The organism is Microbispora cellulosiformans, assembly GCF_008728085.1.
GTDB classification, from domain to species: domain Bacteria; phylum Actinomycetota; class Actinomycetes; order Streptosporangiales; family Streptosporangiaceae; genus Microbispora; species Microbispora amethystogenes.
In genome coordinates this window covers 71,608-90,442 of sequence record NZ_VYTZ01000008.1, presented here as the reverse complement: position 1 = coordinate 90,442, position 18,835 = coordinate 71,608, and the positions used below count along the sequence as shown (strand labels likewise).

Annotated in this window: 15 protein-coding genes; 2 read left to right on the top strand and 13 right to left on the bottom strand. The window is 72.3% G+C overall.

Annotation, left to right across the window (positions count from 1 at the left end):
• Positions 1-10: 10 nt before the first annotated feature.
• The 4 genes from F5972_RS22930 to F5972_RS22915 all read right to left on the bottom strand — a co-directional run bounded on the left by F5972_RS22930 (position 11) and on the right by F5972_RS22915 (position 4,285).
• On the bottom strand, positions 11-520 hold the full coding sequence (locus F5972_RS22930; protein WP_225311756.1) for a SixA phosphatase family protein: 510 nt from the start codon (positions 518-520) through the stop codon (positions 11-13).
• Between the two features lie 174 nt (positions 521-694).
• Positions 695-3,028 carry a sodium-translocating pyrophosphatase gene (locus F5972_RS22925; protein WP_150935718.1) on the bottom strand — a complete coding sequence of 778 codons (2,334 nt, stop codon included), beginning with the start codon at positions 3,026-3,028 and terminating at the stop codon, positions 695-697.
• Between the two features lie 458 nt (positions 3,029-3,486).
• Entirely contained in the window at positions 3,487-3,915 is a 429-nt protein-coding gene (locus tag F5972_RS22920) for an ATP-binding protein (protein WP_150935716.1), read from the bottom strand.
• Between the two features lie 19 nt (positions 3,916-3,934).
• Positions 3,935-4,285, bottom strand: a complete 351-nt coding sequence (locus tag F5972_RS22915; protein ID WP_030506779.1) for an STAS domain-containing protein — start codon at positions 4,283-4,285, stop codon at positions 3,935-3,937.
• A 404-nt stretch (positions 4,286-4,689) separates the two neighbouring features.
• On the opposite strand from F5972_RS22915, the gene F5972_RS38300 reads away from it, so the two are divergent.
• Complete coding sequence (locus tag F5972_RS38300) at positions 4,690-7,137, top strand: DEAD/DEAH box helicase (RefSeq protein ID WP_263641854.1); 2,448 nt, start codon at positions 4,690-4,692, stop codon at positions 7,135-7,137.
• A gap of 21 nt (positions 7,138-7,158) precedes the next feature.
• Here the strand turns inward: F5972_RS38300 and F5972_RS37425 are convergent, their stop codons facing one another.
• From F5972_RS37425 to F5972_RS22845, 9 genes are all read right to left on the bottom strand, one after another.
• A complete protein-coding gene (locus F5972_RS37425; RefSeq protein WP_191910274.1) occupies positions 7,159-8,745 on the bottom strand; it encodes a fibronectin type III domain-containing protein in 1,587 nt (528 codons plus the stop codon).
• Between the two features lie 340 nt (positions 8,746-9,085).
• The gene (locus F5972_RS22885; protein WP_150935714.1) at positions 9,086-9,475 is read right to left on the bottom strand and encodes an Rv3654c family TadE-like protein; all 390 of its coding nucleotides are present in this window, start codon (positions 9,473-9,475) and stop codon (positions 9,086-9,088) included.
• Complete coding sequence (locus F5972_RS22880; RefSeq protein ID WP_150935712.1) at positions 9,472-10,104, bottom strand: TadE family type IV pilus minor pilin; 633 nt, start codon at positions 10,102-10,104, stop codon at positions 9,472-9,474. Before F5972_RS22880 ends, F5972_RS22885 begins: the two co-directional genes overlap by 4 nt.
• A 13-nt stretch (positions 10,105-10,117) precedes the next feature.
• On the bottom strand, positions 10,118-10,642 hold the full coding sequence (locus F5972_RS39200; RefSeq protein ID WP_318527623.1) for a DUF4244 domain-containing protein: 525 nt from the start codon (positions 10,640-10,642) through the stop codon (positions 10,118-10,120).
• Positions 10,643-10,877: 235 nt separating this feature from the next.
• Positions 10,878-11,540 carry a type II secretion system F family protein gene (locus F5972_RS22865; protein ID WP_150935710.1) on the bottom strand — a complete coding sequence of 221 codons (663 nt, stop codon included), beginning with the start codon at positions 11,538-11,540 and terminating at the stop codon, positions 10,878-10,880.
• A gap of 264 nt (positions 11,541-11,804) precedes the next feature.
• Complete coding sequence (locus F5972_RS22860) at positions 11,805-12,563, bottom strand: type II secretion system F family protein (protein ID WP_225311754.1); 759 nt, start codon at positions 12,561-12,563, stop codon at positions 11,805-11,807.
• The gene (locus F5972_RS22855; RefSeq protein ID WP_150935706.1) at positions 12,550-13,740 is read right to left on the bottom strand and encodes a TadA family conjugal transfer-associated ATPase; all 1,191 of its coding nucleotides are present in this window, start codon (positions 13,738-13,740) and stop codon (positions 12,550-12,552) included. The genes F5972_RS22860 and F5972_RS22855 overlap by 14 nt, the downstream gene beginning before the upstream one ends.
• Positions 13,737-14,816 carry a septum site-determining protein Ssd gene (ssd, locus tag F5972_RS22850; protein ID WP_150935704.1) on the bottom strand — a complete coding sequence of 360 codons (1,080 nt, stop codon included), beginning with the start codon at positions 14,814-14,816 and terminating at the stop codon, positions 13,737-13,739. Before ssd ends, F5972_RS22855 begins: the two co-directional genes overlap by 4 nt.
• Before the next feature lie 927 nt (positions 14,817-15,743).
• Positions 15,744-16,520, bottom strand: coding sequence for a Fic family protein (locus tag F5972_RS22845; protein ID WP_225311753.1), 777 nt, complete (start codon positions 16,518-16,520; stop codon positions 15,744-15,746).
• Positions 16,521-16,793: 273 nt separating this feature from the next.
• On the opposite strand from F5972_RS22845, the gene acs reads away from it, so the two are divergent.
• A complete protein-coding gene (acs, locus tag F5972_RS22840; RefSeq protein ID WP_150935698.1) occupies positions 16,794-18,770 on the top strand; it encodes an acetate--CoA ligase in 1,977 nt (658 codons plus the stop codon).
• The last annotated feature ends 65 nt before the right edge of the window (positions 18,771-18,835 follow it).

Sequence of the window (18,835 nt, the reverse complement as noted above, 5' to 3'; positions counted from 1 at the left end):
CCGCTCCGCTTCAGGGGCGGCCGACGCGGATCAGCCGTCCCGTCTCCGGCCCGGCCTCCTCCCACGGCACGCCGAGCTCGATCACCGCGTACGCGCAGGTCGGGAAGCCGTCGAGCCGGGCGCCGGTCAGCGCCGCGACCAGTTCGTGGACGCCCGGGTTGTGGCCGACGAGCACGAGAGACGCGATCTCGGCGTCCGTACGGCGCAGCACGTCGAGCAGGTCGTCGGGGAAGGCCTCGTAGATGTCCCGCTCGATCTCGGCCGGGACGCCGGGCGCGAGCAGTTCGGCCGTCCTGCGGGTGCGGACCGAGGGCGAGCACAGGACGAGCGCGGGGGCGAGCCGCCGGATCTCCTCGCCGGCCGCCCGGGCGTCCCGCTCGCCCCTGGGGGTGAGGGGACGTTCGCTGTCGGGGAGACCGGGCGCGTGACCCGCCTGGGCGTGCCGGACCACGACCAGCGTGCGGAGGTTCACGGCATCGTTCACCACATCGCCCAGGGCATCGCTCGCTGCGTCGCTCACGGCATCGCCCAGACGGCGAGGCCCACGATCAGGGCGAGCATCGCCACCATGGTCAGCAGGATCAGCGCCAGCGTCCTGCCCCCGTTCGGCTTGTCCATAACGGCCCAGTGTACGGACGAAGGTCCCCCGCTTGACCAAGCAGGGGACCTTCGGACGAGCGCGGCGTACGGGCCGTCAGTGCGCGACGGGCTCGCTCGCGCGGGCGGCCGCGTCGGCCTCGCCGGACGGGGCGATGGTCGTCGCCCGGCGCTTGGAGACGACCACGGCGCCCACGACGACCGCCACCGCGGCGACCGTCGCGACGACGCGCACCGTCACGTTGTCGGCGTACGTGACGACGGCCGGGGCGATCAGCAGTGCGACCAGGTTCATCACCTTGATCAGCGGGTTGATGGCCGGGCCGGCGGTGTCCTTGAAGGGGTCGCCGACGGTGTCGCCGATGACGGTGGCGGCGTGTGCCTCGGAGCCCTTGCCGCCGTGGTGGCCGTCCTCGACCAGCTTCTTGGCATTGTCCCAGGCGCCGCCGGAGTTGGCCAGGAACACCGCCATGAGCGTGCCGGACGCGATGGCGCCGGCGAGGTAGGCGCCGAGCGGCGCGTACCCGAGCGCGAAACCGACCGCGATCGGGGTCAGCACGGCCAGCAGGCCGGGCGTCGCGAGCTCGCGCAGCGAGTCACGGGTGCAGATGTCCACCACCCGGCCGTAGTCCGGCAGCTCGCTGCCGTCCATGATCCCCGGCTTGGTGCGGAACTGCTCGCGCACCTCGTAGACGACCCGGCCGGCGGCGCGGCCGACGGCGCTGATCGCGAGACCGGAGAACAGGAACACCACGGCCGCGCCGACGATGAGGCCGACCAGCACGTTCGGGGCGTCCACCGAGAGGCTGAAGTCCGCGAACGAGCCCAGGGCGTTCTTCACCCCCGCCGACGCCTTGGCCAGCTCACCTTCGACCGCCGTACGGAACGACCCGAACAACGCGGTCGCCGCGAGCACGGCGGTCGCGATCGCGATGCCCTTGGTGATGGCCTTGGTGGTGTTGCCGACCGCGTCCAGGGAGGTGAGCACGCGGGCGCCCTCGCCCTCGACGTCGCCCGACATCTCGGCGATGCCCTGCGCGTTGTCGGAGACCGGGCCGAAGGTGTCCATGGACACGATCACGCCGACCGTGGTCAGCAGCCCGGTGCCGGCGAGGGCCACGGCGAACAGCGCCACGGTCACGTTGCCGAAGCCGAGCAGGAAGGCGCCGTAGACCGCGCCGCCGATCAGCAGCGCCGAGTAGACCGCCGACTCCAGGCCGACCGAGATGCCGGACAGGATGACCGTGGCCGGGCCGGTGAGCGAGCTCTCGCCGATCTCCCGGACCGGGCGGCGGTTGGTCTCGGTGAAGTAGCCCGTGAGGATCTGGATGGCGCTGGCCAGGACCAGGCCGACGAGCACCGCGCCGATGGCGATCAGCCGCGGGTCGGCGGTGAGCGCTGCGACGTCCGGCGACGCGCCGGACAGGTCGGCGAAGCTCGACGGCAGGTACGCGAACGCCGCCGCGGCCACCAGCACGGCCGAGATCGCGGCCGAGATGAAGAAGCCGCGGTTGATGGCGGACATCCCGGAGCGGTCGCTGGCGCGGGGGGCGGTGGTGAAGATGCCGATGACCGCGGTGATCACACCGATCATGGGGACGATCAGCGGGAAGACCAGGCCCTCGGTGCCGAAGGCGGCCCGGCCCAGGATCAGGCTGGCGACCAGGGTGACGGCGTACGACTCGAACAGGTCGGCCGCCATGCCGGCGCAGTCGCCGACGTTGTCGCCGACGTTGTCGGCGATGGTGGCCGCGTTGCGCGGGTCGTCCTCGGGGATGCCCTGCTCGACCTTTCCGACCAGGTCGGCGCCGACGTCGGCCGCCTTGGTGAAGATGCCGCCGCCGACCCGCATGAACATCGCGAGCAGCGCGGCGCCGAAGCCGAAGCCCTCCAGGACGTTCGGCGCGTCGCCCTTGTAGACGAGCACGACGATCGCGGCGCCCAGCAGGCCCAGGCCGACCGTGAACATGCCCGCGACGCCGCCGGTGCGGAAGGCGATCCGCATCGCGACCCGCTCGCCCGACTCCCGGGCGGCGGACGCGACGCGGACGTTCCCGCGTACGGCGAGCCACATGCCGATGAATCCCGTCAGGGCGGAGAACACCGCGCCGACGACGAAGAACACCGATCGGCCGATCCGCTCGCCGGTCGAACCGGCCGGAAGCAGCAGAAGCAGGAACGGAATGATGACGACGAATATCGCGAGCGTCCGGAACTGCCGCGTGAGATAGGCCGCGGCGCCTTCCTGCACCGCCCGCGCGATGTTCTGCATCCGCTCGGTGCCCTGCCCGGCGGCGAGCACCTCGCGTACCAGTCCGCCCGCGACGGCCAGAGCGAGCAGCGCCACGACGGCGACGACGATCACAAGGGTGAGATGGGAACCGTTCAAAGCTACCGCTGCGCTTTCGCCAGCGGCGTGATAGGCAGACATCCGTCCTCCTCGGCCAGACGGGGTTTCGGTCCTCCTGCCCGGACGACGCTACGGACGAACCCTCTGGCCGTGCGGCGCACTATCCGGGCGGTTGGCAAGTGCCGCTTCCGGTTGCATCCGCAATACCTTGGCCGGTGCCGGGAGTCTACGCAGCGACGCCGCGGATATGAAGGCCCTCGTGCCCGGGAATCAGGGCAGCGTCGGATGATGGGCCAACATTTGCACCACTATGAAGGTGCTTTGACCAGCGCGGTCAGGATCATGTCCGGTGCCGCTCTCCTGGTTGTGGCACATCCTTGCTTTGGATTTCGGACAACCTTAACCTCTGCCATCGCGCTCCGCGGACGGTGCGGGGCCCCCGGACATACCAAAAGATCGAGTGTCACGCCGGGGGGCGACACTCGATCTGTGCGGTGGTCGGCGCGCGGAGCCGGAGAGCCGGAGCCGTAGCGCGGGAGTCAGAAGGCGGCGAGACCGTTGGTGGAGGCGGGCCAGCTCATGCGGATGCGCATGCCCTTCGGCCCGGGCAGCACCTCGACGTCGTCCGCCAGCCCCGCGATGACCGCGATGCCCAGATTGTCGATCTCGGGCATGAGGCTGCCGTTCGCCTCCAGGACCTGAGGCATCACGTCGTCGCCCGGAGCGGCGTCGGTGACCGTCACCTCAAAACGCCCCGCGTCGTCACGTAACTCGATGCGTACGGGCTCCCCGGGGCAGTGGAGGCGGTGCGCCTCCACAGCCCGCGAGCACGCCTCTCCGACGGCGAGCCGCACCTCGTCCAGGATCGCCTCCGCCACCCCGGTGCGTCTGGCGATGGCCGTGGCGACCAGCCTGGCCGTACGCACATGGGCGGGCAGGGCGGTGAACGTCAGCTCGACGGTGGCCATGGTGCTGGGTCCCCGGCCGTCACTTGTCCCGGCCGTGGGCTTCCTTGGCCTCCTCGACCGAGGCGTAGATCCCGAAGACCTTCGTCAAGCCCGTGATCCGGAAGATCTTCAGAATGCGCTCCTGTGTGCAGACGAGCTCCAGGGAGCCGTCATGCGCCCGCACGCGCTTGAGCCCGCCGACCAGCACGCCAAGGCCCGTCGAGTCGAGGAAGTCCACCTTCTCCATGTTGACGAGCAGGTGGAAGTTGCCCTTGTTGACCAGGTCGATCAGCAGCTCACGCAGTCTGGGCGCGGTGTAGACGTCGATCTCACCCTCGACATCCACGATGGTGAGATTGTCCTCGGAATGGTGGTCCAACTTCAGATCCACAGATCCTCCAGCGCCTTACTTGCGTAGGTCTCGATACGGGTCCTGCATCCTGGTAGTCCAGAAGCACGACCCCGACGCGCGGCATTCAACCACGCTACGACTCCGTGTCTATACGAAATCACGACTCCGGGCGACTCTCCCCGCAGATGCCAAACTGGAAACCAGTGACTCCGACTTCTTCGTCCTCTGCCCGAACAGGCGACCTTCTCACCCGTCTGCTCGCGGTTCCCGCACGCCGGGGGCGCGTAACCCATGTGGAGCATGTTCCAGCACGTCACGCGGGTGAGGCAAGATGGCCCGACTGGGCCCCCGATCTCCTGGTCGCACGACTGGGCCTCCAGGGGGTCGAAGGGCTGTGGGAACATCAGCTTCACGCCGCCGAGCTGGTTAAACGTGGCCAAAACGTGATCATTGCCACAGGGACCGCCTCCGGAAAATCGCTGGCGTACGTCGTCCCGGCCGTCGCGGAGATCTTCTCCGGCGGCACCGTGCTGTACCTCACCCCCACCAAGGCGCTCGCCGCCGACCAGCTGCGGTCGTTGCGGAGGTTACGGCTGACGCAGGTGCGCGCCGCGACGTACGACGGGGACACCCCGCCGGAGGAGCGCCGGTGGGTCCGGCAGAACGCCAACTACGTGCTGACCAATCCCGACATGCTGCACCGGTCGATCCTGCCGAGGCACGCGTCCTGGTCGTCCTTCTGGCGGCGGCTGCGCCTGGTGGTGGTGGACGAGTGCCACGGCTACCGGGGGGTCTTCGGCTCGCACGTCGCCCAGATCCTGCGCCGGCTGCGCCGAGTCTCGGCCAAGTACGGCGCCTCCCCGGTGTTCCTGCTGGCGTCGGCCACCGCGAGCGACCCCGCCGCCGCGGGAATGCGCCTGACCGGCCTTGAGATGGCCGAGGTGACCACGGACGCGTCGCCGAGGGGTTCGACCACCTTCGCCCTGTGGGAGCCGCCCCTGACCGATCTACGCGGGGAGAGCGGCGCCCCGGTCCGACGTACGGCCACGGCCGAGGCCGCCGACCTCCTGGCCGACCTCGTGATCGAGGACGTCCGCACGCTCGCCTTCGTCCGCTCCCGCCGCGCCGCCGAAGCCGTGGCCCTGTCCGCGCGGCACACGCTGGAGGAGGTCGAGGCGGCCCTCGACGCCGATCCGCCGTACGGGGAGGACCATCCGTGGGAGTCCCCGATGCGGGACGAGCCCGGCGAAGCCGCGGCCACGGCGGAGGCGGAGGCGGCCGAGGCGGAAGCGGAGGCGGAGAGCGTCCCGGTGGCCTCCCGCCGGAGGGCCAGGCTGGCCGACCGGGTGGCGGCCTACCGGGCGGGCTACCTGGCCGACGACCGGCGGGTGCTGGAGAAGGCCCTGCGGTCGGGAGAGCTGACCGGCCTGGCCACCACCAACGCGCTCGAACTCGGCGTCGACGTGTCGGGGCTCGACGCGGTGCTCATCGCGGGATGGCCGGGGACGCGCGCCTCGCTCTGGCAGCAGGCGGGCCGGGCCGGGCGCGACGGGCAGGACGCGCTGGCGGTCCTGATCGCCCGGGACGACCCCCTGGACACCTACATCGTCCACCATCCCGAGGCGGTGTTCGGGCGCCCGGTGGAGGCCATCGTCCTCGATCCGGACAATCCGTACGTGCTGGCTCCGCACCTGTGCGCCGCCGCCGCGGAGATCCCGCTCGGCGAGCAGGACCTGGAGATCTTCGGCCCTTCGGCGCGGGACGCGCTGGACGACCTCGTGAACCAGGGACTGCTCCGCAGAAGGCCCGCCGGCTGGTTCTGGACGAGCCGGGACAACGCGGCCGATCTCGCGGACATCCGGGGCTCTGGCGGCGCACCGGTCCAGGTCGTGGAGGCGTCGACGGGCCGCCTGCTGGGCACGGTCGACGAGCCGTCGTCGCACACGATGGTCCATCCGGGCGCCGTCTACCTGCACCAGAGCGAGACGTTCGTGGTCGACGCACTCGACCTCGACGCCGGAGTCGCCCTGGTCACCGCCGCGGAACCGGACTACGCGACCTTCGCGCGGGACGTCACCGACATCCGGGTGATCGAGTCGCTGCGTTCGAGGGACCTCGGCCCCGGCACCCTGCACTTCGGGTCCGTGGAGGTCACCCGGCAGGTCGTCTCGTACCTGAAGCGCCGCACCCAGACCGGTGAGGTGCTCGGGGAGGAGCCGCTCGACCTTCCGCCCCGCACGCTGTGCACCCGCGCGGTCTGGTGGACGCTGCCCGACCCCGCCCTCGCCGGCCTGCGCGGGGAAGCCCGCCCGGCGAACCCCGGAGCACCGGTTGATCCTGGAGCACCGGCGGACCCCGGAGAAGCGGAGCGTACGGCGGACGCCGGGACGCGGTCCGCAGGGCCCCCGGCGGACCCCGGGACGCGGTCCGCAGAGCCCCCGACGGACGCCGGGACGCGGTCCGCAGAGCCCCCGACGGACCCCGGGAGGCGGTCCGCAGCACGCTCGGCGGACGCCGGAAGCGCCCCGGCCGGGCACTCGGTGGATCTCGGCGGGGCCGCGCACGCGGCCGAACACGCCGCCATCGGTCTCCTCCCCCTCTTCGCGACCTGCGACCGCTGGGACATCGGCGGCGTGTCCACGGAGCTCCACCCCGACACCGGCCTGCTCACCGTCTTCGTCTACGACGGCCACGACGGAGGCGCGGGGTTCGCCGAGCGAGGGTACGCCCGGGCGTCCGAATGGCTGACGGCGACGCGTGAGGCGATCGCCTCCTGCGAGTGCGACCGCGGCTGCCCGTCCTGCATCCAGTCCCCGAAGTGCGGCAACGGCAACGAACCGCTCGACAAGGCGGGCGCCATCCGCCTCCTCGACGTGCTCCTCGGCTCCTGATGTTCACGGCTCCGGCGGCGGTCAGAGGTCGCGGTGGCGGCCGGAGTAGGGATCGTCGTCCTCGTCGGTCCACACGTCGGGCTCGGGCTGGCGCAGAGGCCGGTCCGGAAACTGCCCGCTCACCATCGCGCCCGCCGCCATCGTCCCGGCCGGAACCACCGTCCCTGCTGGAAACGCCGTCCCGGCCGGGACCAGCGGGACCTGCTCGACCGGTACGCGAGCGGGGGTCGCGCGCCCGTCACCCGGCTTTCGGTGCTCCGTCTCCGGCCCGCTCTCCAGCTTCTGCTCCGGCTTGTCCTCGGCCGAGGACGTGGCGGGGTCCTGTCCGGGCGGCGTGATCTCGTCGCTGGTGTCCGGCGCGTGGACCGCGTCCAGGTCTGACTGGGTGTCGGCCTCCGCCTCCGGTCGGTCTCCGCGGTTCTTAGGCGTCGCCAGGATCACGGCAGGACGGCGGGCGGGCGCGTTTCCACGGCTCTTCGCCGTGGTGACGCCACCGGCCGTCGCGGCGTCACCGGCGTTCGCGGCATCCGCGGTCCCGGCTCCGGATCTGCCGATGACGGGCTTCGGCCGGGAATCGGCGGGTTCTCCGTCTCCCGCGGTGTCGCCGGTCACGCCTTTGCGGCGCAGCCAGGCCCCCAGATTCGCGCCGATGAGCAGCAGGACGACGGCGATCGCCACGTAGACGCCGAAGCCGAGACCGCCGCTGAGCGGCAGGAAGGACGACTGGGCGGTCGTCTTCGGCGCCTCGGTCTGCTCCGGCACCAGGACCGGCTCGGTCTGATCGCTTCCGCCGGTCGCTTCCGGCAGGGTGAGCTCGCTGTCCGCGTCCTTCGGCAGCTCGGGCTCCGGGTTCGGCAGCGTGGTCGGAGGGTGGGTCTTGGGAGTCTTCGCGGCAGGTGACGTGACCGCCGAGTGATCACTCCTCTTCGACGGCGACGGCGTGGCAGAGGGACTCGCCGAGGCCTTCGGCGCCGGAACCGTCACATACGCGAGGGCGGAGGGGGAAGAGGCGATGGTGCCGCCGACGCCGTCCGCGCGCACCGCCCGCACGCTGACGTCCACCTTCTGCCCGGCCATCGCGGCCGGGAGCGTGAGGCTCGCCTGGCAGGAGGAGCCGGGGCAGGCGGAGTCGAGAGCCACGGAACCGGACTTCCCGGCCTTCGCCGAGGTGATCTCGTACTTCTGGAGGTCGGGCTCGCTGCCCCGCGCCCAGCTGACGAGAACCGTCGTGGCGTTCTTCAGTTTCGCTTTGACGCCGGAGGGAGCCTCCGGCGGACGGCTGAGGACGAAGGTCGAGGTGGCGTAGGTCTTTTGCGTGACCTCGCCGAGAAGGGTCACAGTGAAGGTGCCGTTGGGGGCGTCACCCGGGTCGAACGATCCGCTGATCGTCTGGTTCGCTCCCCCGGAAGCGATCTCCTGCCGGGACACGGAGGGGCCCTCGACGAACAAGGACATCTTGACCTGGTACCAGTCCGTCTTGGCGGACACGGCCACCGCGCCGGGCGCCTTGATCACCTGACCGTTCGCGGGCGACAGGATCTCGCCGTCCGCCGCCGCCGGGGCGGCGCCCACCAACAGAGCGGACGCCACCGCGATCGGAACGATCATCGCCGCGGTACCAAGCCTGGAAACCCTGGTCACGACGCATCCCTTCGTGGAGAACCCGTCCACCCCGGCCTCGCCCGAAGGCGTAGGGCGACTGAGAGTACGGGGCACTTTACGACAGCCGCCCTCTCTTGGACGTTATGTCTAAGAAGATGTGATTCTATTGCGACACAAGTAGTTTCACATCGCGGAAGATCTGAAAAGCGCCGCATGTCGTTCGCCGAGAACGCCGCCGGCCAACGCCTCGATTCGCTGTGGCCGTGTGACGGGCTGGGCCTATAACGCCGGGCACCACCGTCGTCGACGGCGACGTGCCACCTGACCACGGACACCCGTTCTCACTTCATGCCCTCGCACCGGCCGGGCCGGCCGACGCGGACGCGACAGCCGTCACGGCGCCGAGGAGCGGCACCTCGAACGGTACGGCCACCGTGACCTCCGCGACGCCCTCGGAGACGGAGCAGGACCGCAGGGACGCGCGGTTGGCCGCCGTGATCACCTTTGCCCGGGCACACGCCTCCCCCGGCGCCGCGAGCGCCCAGCGGGCGGCGCCGAGCGCGGCGAGGTCCGCGGCGCTCTGCGCCCGATGCCGGGCGACACGCGCGACGCCGACCTGCACGACGACCATCGCCGCCAGCCAGACAACGGCCGTCAAGGTGACCGACCAGATGGTCGCCGAACCCCGCTCCCGGGCGGGACGGGCCATGTCCAGACCGGTGGGCGAGCCCCTCATCGGCGCTCCTCCATCTGGGCATCGTCAAGGCGGCGCGAGAACCCGCCACCTCGGCGACCATCCGGACCGCGCGCTTCGTCCGGGCCGGCGGCGGCTCGCTCCCCTCTCGTCCCCGCTGTGGACGTCGCCGGTGCGGACGGTGCCGGTGCGGACGGTGCCGGTGCGGACGGCGCTGTGGACACGGCCGGCGGAACCGGCGGCGCGGGCATGAGCGATCCGGGCGGAGGCCGCATGAACCGCGCGGACGCGAGCGGGGCGGGCGGGGGAACTCCGGGTTCGGTGTCGGAGACGGCGCTCGCCCTGAGGCGGACCGGGGGCAGGAACGATCTCCACAACGGCCGGACGGTCGCGGTCACCTCGACCCGGACAGTGCCGGTTCCCGTGCCGACGGACACGGTGGCGTCCGCCGGAGCCAGTCGCAGGACAACCGCGCGTACCTGCTCCGGCGCCTCACCCCGGGCAGCGGCCCGGGCACCCGCCCGGGCCGCGTCCACGCATCGCAGTTGGGCGCCCGTGGCCGCCACCGCCCACAGGGAGGCGGTCAGGACCAGAACCAGTGCCGGAAGCGCGACAGCGGTCTCCGCCGTCACCGACCCCCGCGCTCGCCAGCGCGGCGCTCGCCGACGCATCGTCTCGGGCATCTCAGGCGGCCAGCTTCAAAGCCTTCTGGATCAGCGCGGCCAGCATGGACCGCACCTCCGCACTGGTGACGATCTTGTAGAGCAGCGCGGCGAAGCCGCAGGCGGCGATCGTCCCGACGGCGTACTCGGCGGTGGACATGCCCGCGTCTGCCCTCGTCCCGGCCTGCACCACCCACTGGATGCCGAGCTTCCGCGCCCGGCTCCTGCCCCTTCCGGCGGCTCGCCACACCCCCGCCCATCCTCGCTTCGGCCCGGACGACATGGCCGAGACGACGACCGGGCCAACGAGCCCCGCCACTTGCCCACAGGCGAGGTTCAGCATCCGCCGTACGGCCTCGCCGAGCGTCGTCCACCGCCCTGCGCGTGCCCGGTGCCGGCCCACCACCTCTGCCGACCGCCGCCGGGGTCCGCCGCCAATCCGGCTCATCCTGCCCATCCGGCTCGTCCAGCCCGTCCGGCTCGTCCGGCCGGTCCAGCCCGTCCGGCTCGTCCGGCTCGTCCGGCCGGTCGCCGCGTGCCTGCTCATCGGTCCTCCTGACCCGTGTGGGGCGGCTGCTCCGCCCGCGTCGAGGCCAGGTTGCGGCAGGACGGATGACGACGTTCAGGCCGAACGCGGTTCTGTGGACAACGCTCCCGCGGTTGCGGTTCTCCACAGAGGCCGCCAGCCCTCTTTCCCGCCGACAACGCTGGTCATGAGGGTCTCGTCGGGCCGTCGCACCCCACACCGTCCACAGGTGTGGATGACGATGTCCACAGGCTGTTCACGGCAGGAGGATCTGACCCGCCAGGCCCGCGACCATGGGGATGACTCCGAGGAAGACGAAGGCCGGGAGGAAGCAGAGCCCGAGCGGCGCCACGGCGTGGACTCCCACCCGTCGTGCCGCCGCCGATGCCGTCGCCCTGGCCGTACGGCGCGCGTCGTCGGCGAGCCTGGTGAGGACGTCGGCCACGGGCGCACCGCTCCGCGCGGCACGGACCATGGCCCTGGACAGGGCGGCGAGCGAGGGTTCGGCCGAAAGCGCGGCCCAGGCGTCCTCCGGGGCGGCGCCGAGACGCATCTGAGCGCCCACCAAGGTCAGCCGCTCACCCACCGGGCCAGGCATCGCGGCGGCGGTGGTCTCCACCGCCCCGCTCATCGGCTGCCCTGCCCGCAGGCAGGCGACCATGAGTTCGACGGCGAACGGGAGATCGACCTCCATGCGGGCCCGTCGCCGCCTGACCTCGGCGGGCTCCCGCCGGCGGACGGCGACGAAGACGACCGAGGCCGCCGCCGCTCCTGCCACCAGGCCTGCCACCCCTCCGACCAGGAGGAAGAGCGCGAACCCGACAGGCAGCGCGACGGCCGCTCCCCGCCGGGACGGGCTCTCGCGGACGGCCGGACGCCCCGCCGCTCCCGCCTCCCCGCCGGTACGCGGTGACGTCATGGCGGCGAGACGCCCTGCCACCGAAGGTCGAGCGGGCCACGCCAGCACTGCCAGCATCGTCAAGATCCCGGCCAGCACGCAGATCATCGACACACCCCTCCGTCAGCGGCATACGTCGCCGGCCTTCCGCCACCCGGACAGCCGCTCCCGACGCCCGGTGTCCGACGCCTGGTATCCGGCACTCGGCACCACTGCGCTCGGCAACCCTGCGCTCGACACCATGGCGCGGGGCCGCCACGCACTGCTCCCGGCCGCGACTCGCGGTCAGCGCGGGTCGGAGCCCGGGGGCTCCTCGGCCCGCGTGACGAGCCTGCGGGTCCACCACAGGCCGGTGGCGTCCAGGGCGAGCCCGGCGGCCAGGCAGGCGAGCCCACCCGGGCCTCCGAGCAGGAACGACAGAGGGTTCATGCCGAGACCGGCAGCCATCAGCAGCCCGAGCGCGGGCAGGCCCGCCAGCATCCGGGCCGTCGCCCGAGGCCCGGAAAGCTGCGCGGCCACCTCCTCGCGATGCGCCTGCGCCTCGCGCAAGGACACGCACACCCGTTCCACCAGCGCGGCCAGGCCGCCCCCGGCGGCCACGCTCACCCGCCAGCACGCGGCCAGCCGGATCAGGCCCTCCCCGCCTCGGACCGGCGCGGCGGCGAGAAGTGCGGCCGCGACGTCACCGCCGTCCCGCGCGGCGGCGGTCACCGGGGCGAGCGCCGCGGGATCGGGCGGCCGCACCGACGAGACGGCCCTCACCAGGGCGTCGCCGGGAGGCCGGCCCGCCGCCAGTTCGGCCGCGAGTCCCTGGCACAACTCCAGGGAGGCCGCTCGCCAGGCCGCGGCGGTCGCACCCGGACGCGGGGGCCTGACGAGTGCCGTCCACAACCGGAGAGGGACCCTCGTCGCCCGCTGAGAGCCGGTGAGCAGGGCCAGCCGCGCCGCCGCGGGCTCCGGCCCGGCCCACAGCCAGGCGAAGAGCGCCGTGGCGAGCACCGCGACCAGCCCCAGGGACAGGAACCGGCCGTCAGCGGGAATCACGGCGGCCTCCCGGCTCGGGGCAGAGGTCGCGCAGCGTGCCGAAGGACGGCCCCCGGCTCACCCGGCCCCCGGGGTCGAAGGCCAGCGCCGGAACCGCCGTGACCAGGCCGGACGGCCCGCGTTCGAGGACGCAGATCTCCGCGACCCGGCGCCGTCCGCCGCCCGGATCCCGGACGAGGTGGACGACGAGGTCGAGGGCGGCGGCGATCTGGCTGTGCACCGCCTCCCGGGACAGCCCCGCCGCGCAGGCGAGCGCCTCCAGCCGGGCGGGCACGTCCGCGGCGTTGTTGGCGTGCAGCGTGCCGCAGCCTCCCTCGTGACCCGTGTTCAAGGCGCCCAGCAATGTGACGACCTCGGACCCGCGCACCTCGCCCACAACCAGGCGGTCGGGCCGCATGCGCAGGGCCTGCCGCACGAGATCGCGCAGCCCGACCCCGCCCGCGCCCTCCAGGTTGGGCGGCCGGGCCTCCAGCCGTACGACGTGGGGGTGCGCGGGGTGGAGTTCCGCGCTGTCCTCGACCAGCAGCAGGCGCTCGTCCGGACCCGCGAGGGAGAGCATGCTGCTGAGCAGGGTCGTCTTGCCTGTTCCGGTGCCTCCGGTGACGAGGAAGGCCAGCCGTGCCGCCATGATCGCCCGAAGGACCGCGGCGCCCTCCTCCTCGGCGAGTTCCTCCACCGCGAACGTCCGCCGCGACGGCAGCCTGAGGGACAGGCAGGTCCCCTCGGCCGCGATCGGGGGCAGCACCGCGTGCAGCCGCACCCCACCGGCGAGCCGGGCGTCCACGTAGGGGCAGGCGTCGTCGAGACGCCGTCCGGCCGCCGCGGCCAGGCGCTGGGCGAGCCGGCGCACCTCGTCGTCCCCGGAGAACGTCACGCCCGTGCGACGCAGGCCGTCGCCGTCGTCCACCCACACCTCTCGTGGCCCGTTGACCAGCACGTCCGTGACGCCCGGCTCGGCCAGCAGGGCTTCGAGCGGCCCGGCCCCGATGAGATGGGCACGCAGGATGCGTGCGACGGCGAGCACCTCAGCGTCGCCGAGCACCGCGCGTTCCGCCCGCAGAGCCGCCGCCACCTGCGCCGCCGTGGGCGCGGCGTGGGCGTGCGACAGCCGCACCCGGACGGCCTCGACCAGATCGGCGCTCACGCCGGGCACGGCCGCCGGGCCCTCGCGGCTCATCGGCCGTCCGCCTGCGCCCACCCGGCCCGGCCAGGATCGAGCCCACCCGGCAGCGAGTCGAGCAGATCCGCGCAGAAGCGCCCAAGAGGGGTGCGGCCGAGCGGCGGCGGGTCTCCCCGGTCCAGGGTCTCGGCCAGCCCGCGCACCTCGGGGAGCACGCCCGCGCACGAGACGGCGAGCGAGGCCGCGACGACCTTTGGGTCCAGCGATCCGGTCCGCATCACCAGGCGCAGGTCACCGGTCCCGGGGCGCAGCAGCGTCACGGTCTGGGCGGCGGCGAGCGCTCCGCGGAGATCGGCGGGGACGACGACGATCGTCGACGCGGCCCTGGTCAGCGCCTCCGCCTCGCCCTCCCCCACATGGCGTGGCAGGTCCACGACGACCAGGTCGCAGCCGCGCCGCGCGGCGTCGAGCACGGCGCGCATCGCCTCCCGGGGGATGCGCACGGGCTCTCCCCGATGCGCCGAAAGCACGGTGAGCTCTCCGAAGGTGGGCAACGCCTCCTGGAGCGCGGCATAGCTCACCCGGCCCTCCCTCCCGGCGACGTCGGGCCAGCGGGCGCCCTGCGCCTCCTCCTGCCCGAGGAGCACGTCGATGCCGCCGCCGAGCGGGTCGGCGTCGACGAGCAGCGTGCGGAGCCCGCGCCGCGACGCCGTGAGCGCCAGGGACGCGGCGAGGACGGTGGCACCGGCGCCGCCCTTCCCGGCGGCGACGCAGACGACCGTCCCGGCCCGGCTCGCGGGCTCGGCCGCGTCGCCGAACTCCTCGACCAGAAGCCGCTCGGCCTCGGGCAGCTCCAGCACGGTGTGCGCGCCCACGGCCACGCATCTGCGCCACATGTCGGGATCGCCGGCTGTCCGCGTGACAACGACCACGTTCGGCCGGGGCGGCGGGCCGGTCGCGGCGAGGTCGTCGGCCAGGTCGGCCCCGACCACGACCAGCGGCGCCCGGATCCAGTACGGCCGGGCGTGGGCGGCCGCCTGGGCGACGTCCAGCTCGACGCCCGCCGCGGCGGCGATGCGGAGCAGATCGTCGAGCAGGTCCTGATCGTCGGTTACGGCCAGCGGGCGTGGCATCGGTGTCTCCCTGTCGTCCGGGAGGACCACGATGCGCGAGAAGCGAAACCCCGGCGGGGCGCGAACCGCGTTCTGTGGACGACGCCCGTCCTGTGGACGAAACCGGGACTCGTCGCCACTCGGCACGCCTCGGAGGAGAGCGCCCGGAGACCGGCCGGAGAGGCTCGGAGACGGTCGAGAAGATCGGAGAAAAAGGGCGACCCCCGCCGGGGGGGATAGCGGGGGTCGCCGTGGGTCCGGCTCTGGGGGGGTAGAGCCGGGCCGTTATTCCAAAAGCTTTAAACACGAAGCCGTGGCGTGGCAAGAGGTCCACCACTCCGTGACACATGCCGTCTCCGGGGAGAGACGCACCGTATGCTGCCCGATCGGGAGAGGCAGGTCGAGCCCGCCACCGATTTTAGTAAAATTTTTTCTCCGAGTCAGTGTTACATGTGGATGCACGCGGTCGCAACGGGTGGACAGGGGGCACATCGCACCACTTGCACTGGTACGTCCCATGATTCACACCAGTCACAATCAGTGCAAAGGTGCTTAAAGAAGGATGAAGCGCCATAAATGCCGCGCCGACTCGGGTAAAGCTTCCGCGCTCGGGGCTTTCCATATCCAGGATTCGGACGTAAAAAGGGATTACGGACCTGAGGGTCCGCGTACCGCATCGGGTACCCACGCGCGACCAGCCGCGGGAGGCGTGTCGAGACGGGCTTGACCCGCTCCGACAAATATGAGGTGCACGCTTGGTAGCCCGGTGACGTGTACCGGCGACGGCGTTCCACACCAGGGACGCCGTCCGCTTTTCGGGCGTGCCGGACACCCCGGAACGGCTCCGGACCATCGTGCGTGCTGGACGCCCCGGAACAGCCCCTGAACAGACACCCCGGCACAGCCCCGCAATATGGGATATGCCGCACGCCCCCGAACAGGGGTCGCTCAGCGGGACATGGCCTCGCAGATCGCCGTCGTCTCGCGCGCCCCGAGCACGACCGCCGTGGCGCAGTGCCGGATCCAGGCGCCGACGCCCTCACCCGTCCCCTTCTGGTACGACCTCAGGCCCTCGGCGTACGCGTCGCCCAGATCCGCGTGTCCCACCTCGACGGCGGCCAGCGACTTGGGATCGAGACCGAGGCCGACGAGAGTGAGCCGTTCGGCGGCACGGGCGACCAGGCCGTCGGCGACGCCGAAGGGCCGCAGCACCACCAGTTCGGCGTGCACGATCGCGGCGAGCACCAGTGCGGGCACCGCGGACGAGCCGGTCACCAGCCCGGCCAGCGCCGACATGCGGGCCGCGGTCTCCTCCGGGCCCGGGGCCGGGCCGAGACCGAGCGGATCGGCGGTCGTGGGAACCGTACGCGGCCTGCCGGGGTCGGCCGTGAGGCCCGCGGCCGCCAGCGTGTGCAGCCGGGCGAGGACCTGACGCGGGGCCGACCGCCACGTGGGAGTCAACCGTCCGAGCTCGGCCGACGCGCGCAGCGCGCCCTGCGCCACCGGGTCGGCCACCTCCCCCATGCGCAGCGGTTCGAGAGGCACGTCGACGCCTTCGAGCGCGGCGGAGGCACGCGCCCCGCGCAGCGCCGACTCGGCCGTGACCTCGGGACCGCGCCGCCGCAGCACCCGGTGCCGGTAGAGCCGGTCGACGGCCTCCCGGGCCTCCTGTACGGCCTCGGGCACGCCGGGCAGCCCGGCGACGACGGCCAGGGGATCGCTCACAGCCCTCGACCATACCGGCCGGTCAACGTCGTTCGCCGAGGAGGTGCGCCCGTTCACCGCAGGGGCGCGTACGCGATCTCGGCGGGCTTCCCACCCGTCACTACGTTTGCCGGTCATAGCCCTGTTACCACGGACAACGCGGAGCTACGGCGTGCCTGCCCGGATTACTTGTACTTGACGCCGCTCGCCTGGTGAAGTGGGACACGACATACCCCAGCTTGGCCGAGGCGGCCGAACGAGAGACAACCCGAAGACGCTGTGAAGGAGTACGGAGTGGCCACCGAGACCCCTGGTCAGGAAACCCAGGAGACGCTGTCGAACCTGCTGAGTGAGACGCGCCGGTTCGAGCCTCCCGCGGACCTGGCGTCGGCCGCCAACGTCACGGCGGACGCCTACGAGGAGGCCGCCCAGGACCGGCTCGCCTTCTGGGAACGCGCCGCGGAGCGCCTCACGTGGGCGGAGCGCTGGGACACCACGCTGGAGTGGAAGCCGCCCTTCTCCAAGTGGTTCGTCGGCGGCAAACTGAACGTCGCCTACAACTGCGTCGACCGTCACGTCGAGGCCGGCCGGGGCGACAAGGTCGCCTACCACTGGGAGGGCGAGCCGGAGGGCGACACCCGTACGATCACCTACGCCGACCTGCAGAGGGAGGTCGCGAAGGCGGCCAACGCGCTGGAGGAGCTGGGCGTGCGCAAGGGCGACCGGGTCGCCGTGTACATGCCGATGATCCCCGAGCTGCCGATCGCGCTGCTGGCCTGCGCCCGGATCGGGGCGATCCACTCGGTGGTCTTCGGCGGCTTCTCCGCCTCGGCCCTCAAGAGCCGCATCGACGACGCCGACGCCAAGCTCGTGATCACCGCCGACGGCGGATACCGCCGCGGCGCCCCCAGCGCGCTCAAGCCGACCGTGGACGAGGCGGTCGCCGACTGCCCCGGCATCGAGCACGTGCTCGTCGTACGCAGGACCGGGCAGGACGTCGCGGTGAACGAGCGCGACGTCTGGTGGCACGACCTCGTCGACCGTCAGCCCGCCGAGCACGAGCCGGTGCCGCACGACGCCGAGGACCCGCTCTACATCCTCTACACCAGCGGCACGACCGGTAAGCCCAAGGGCATCCTGCACACCACCGGCGGCTACCTCACCCAGGTCGCCTGGACCCACCACGCCGTCTTCGACCTCAAGCCGGAGACCGACGTCTACTGGTGCACGGCCGACATCGGCTGGGTCACCGGGCACTCCTACATCGTGTACGGCCCGCTCGCCAACGGCGCGACCAGCGTGATCTACGAGGGCACCCCGGACACCCCGCACCGGGGCCGCTTCTGGGAGGTCGTGCAGAAGTACCAGGTCACGATCCTCTACACCGCCCCCACGGCGATCCGTACGTTCATGAAGTGGGGCGACGACATCCCCGCGAAGTACGACATGTCGTCCCTGCGCGTGCTCGGCTCGGTCGGCGAGCCCATCAACCCCGAGGCGTACGTCTGGTATCGCGAGCACATCGGCGCGAACCGCTGCCCGGTCGTGGACACGTGGTGGCAGACCGAGACGGGCGGCATCATGATCAGCCCGCTGCCGGGCGTCACGGCCGCCAAGCCCGGCGCGGCGATGCGCCCGCTGCCCGGCGTCGTGGCCGACGTCGTCGACGACCAGGGCGAGTCGGTGCCGAACGGCGGCGGGGGCTTCCTCGTGGTCCGCGAGCCCTGGCCGGCCATGCTCCGGACGATCTGGGGCGACGACCAGCGCTACATCGACACCTACTGGTCGCGGTTCGAGGGGATGTACTTCCCCGGCGACGGCGCCAAGCGCGACGAGGACGGCGACCTGTGGCTGCTCGGCCGGGTGGACGACGTCATGCTCGTCTCCGGGCACAACATCTCCACGACGGAGGTCGAGAGCGCGCTCGTCAGCCACCCGAAGGTGGCCGAGGCGGCCGTGGTCGGCGCCACCGACCCGGTGACCGGCCAGGCCATCGTGTCCTTCGTCATCCTGCGCGGCGGCGCGGAGGAGAGCGCGGACATCGCCGCCGAACTGCGCGCCCACGTGGCGAAGACGCTCGGCCCGATCGCCAAGCCGCGGCAGATCCTGGTGGTGCCCGAGCTGCCGAAGACCCGCTCGGGCAAGATCATGCGCCGCCTGCTGCGCGACGTCGCCGAGAACCGGTCGCTCGGCGACGTCACCACGCTCACCGACAGTTCCGTGATGAACCTCATCGCGGAGAAGCTGCCCAGCGCCAAGAGCGACGACTGATCTACCAGACCGCGGGCGGTCGGAAGGCGTGGACGAGACGCGTCCACGCCTTCCCCGTTCCGGCT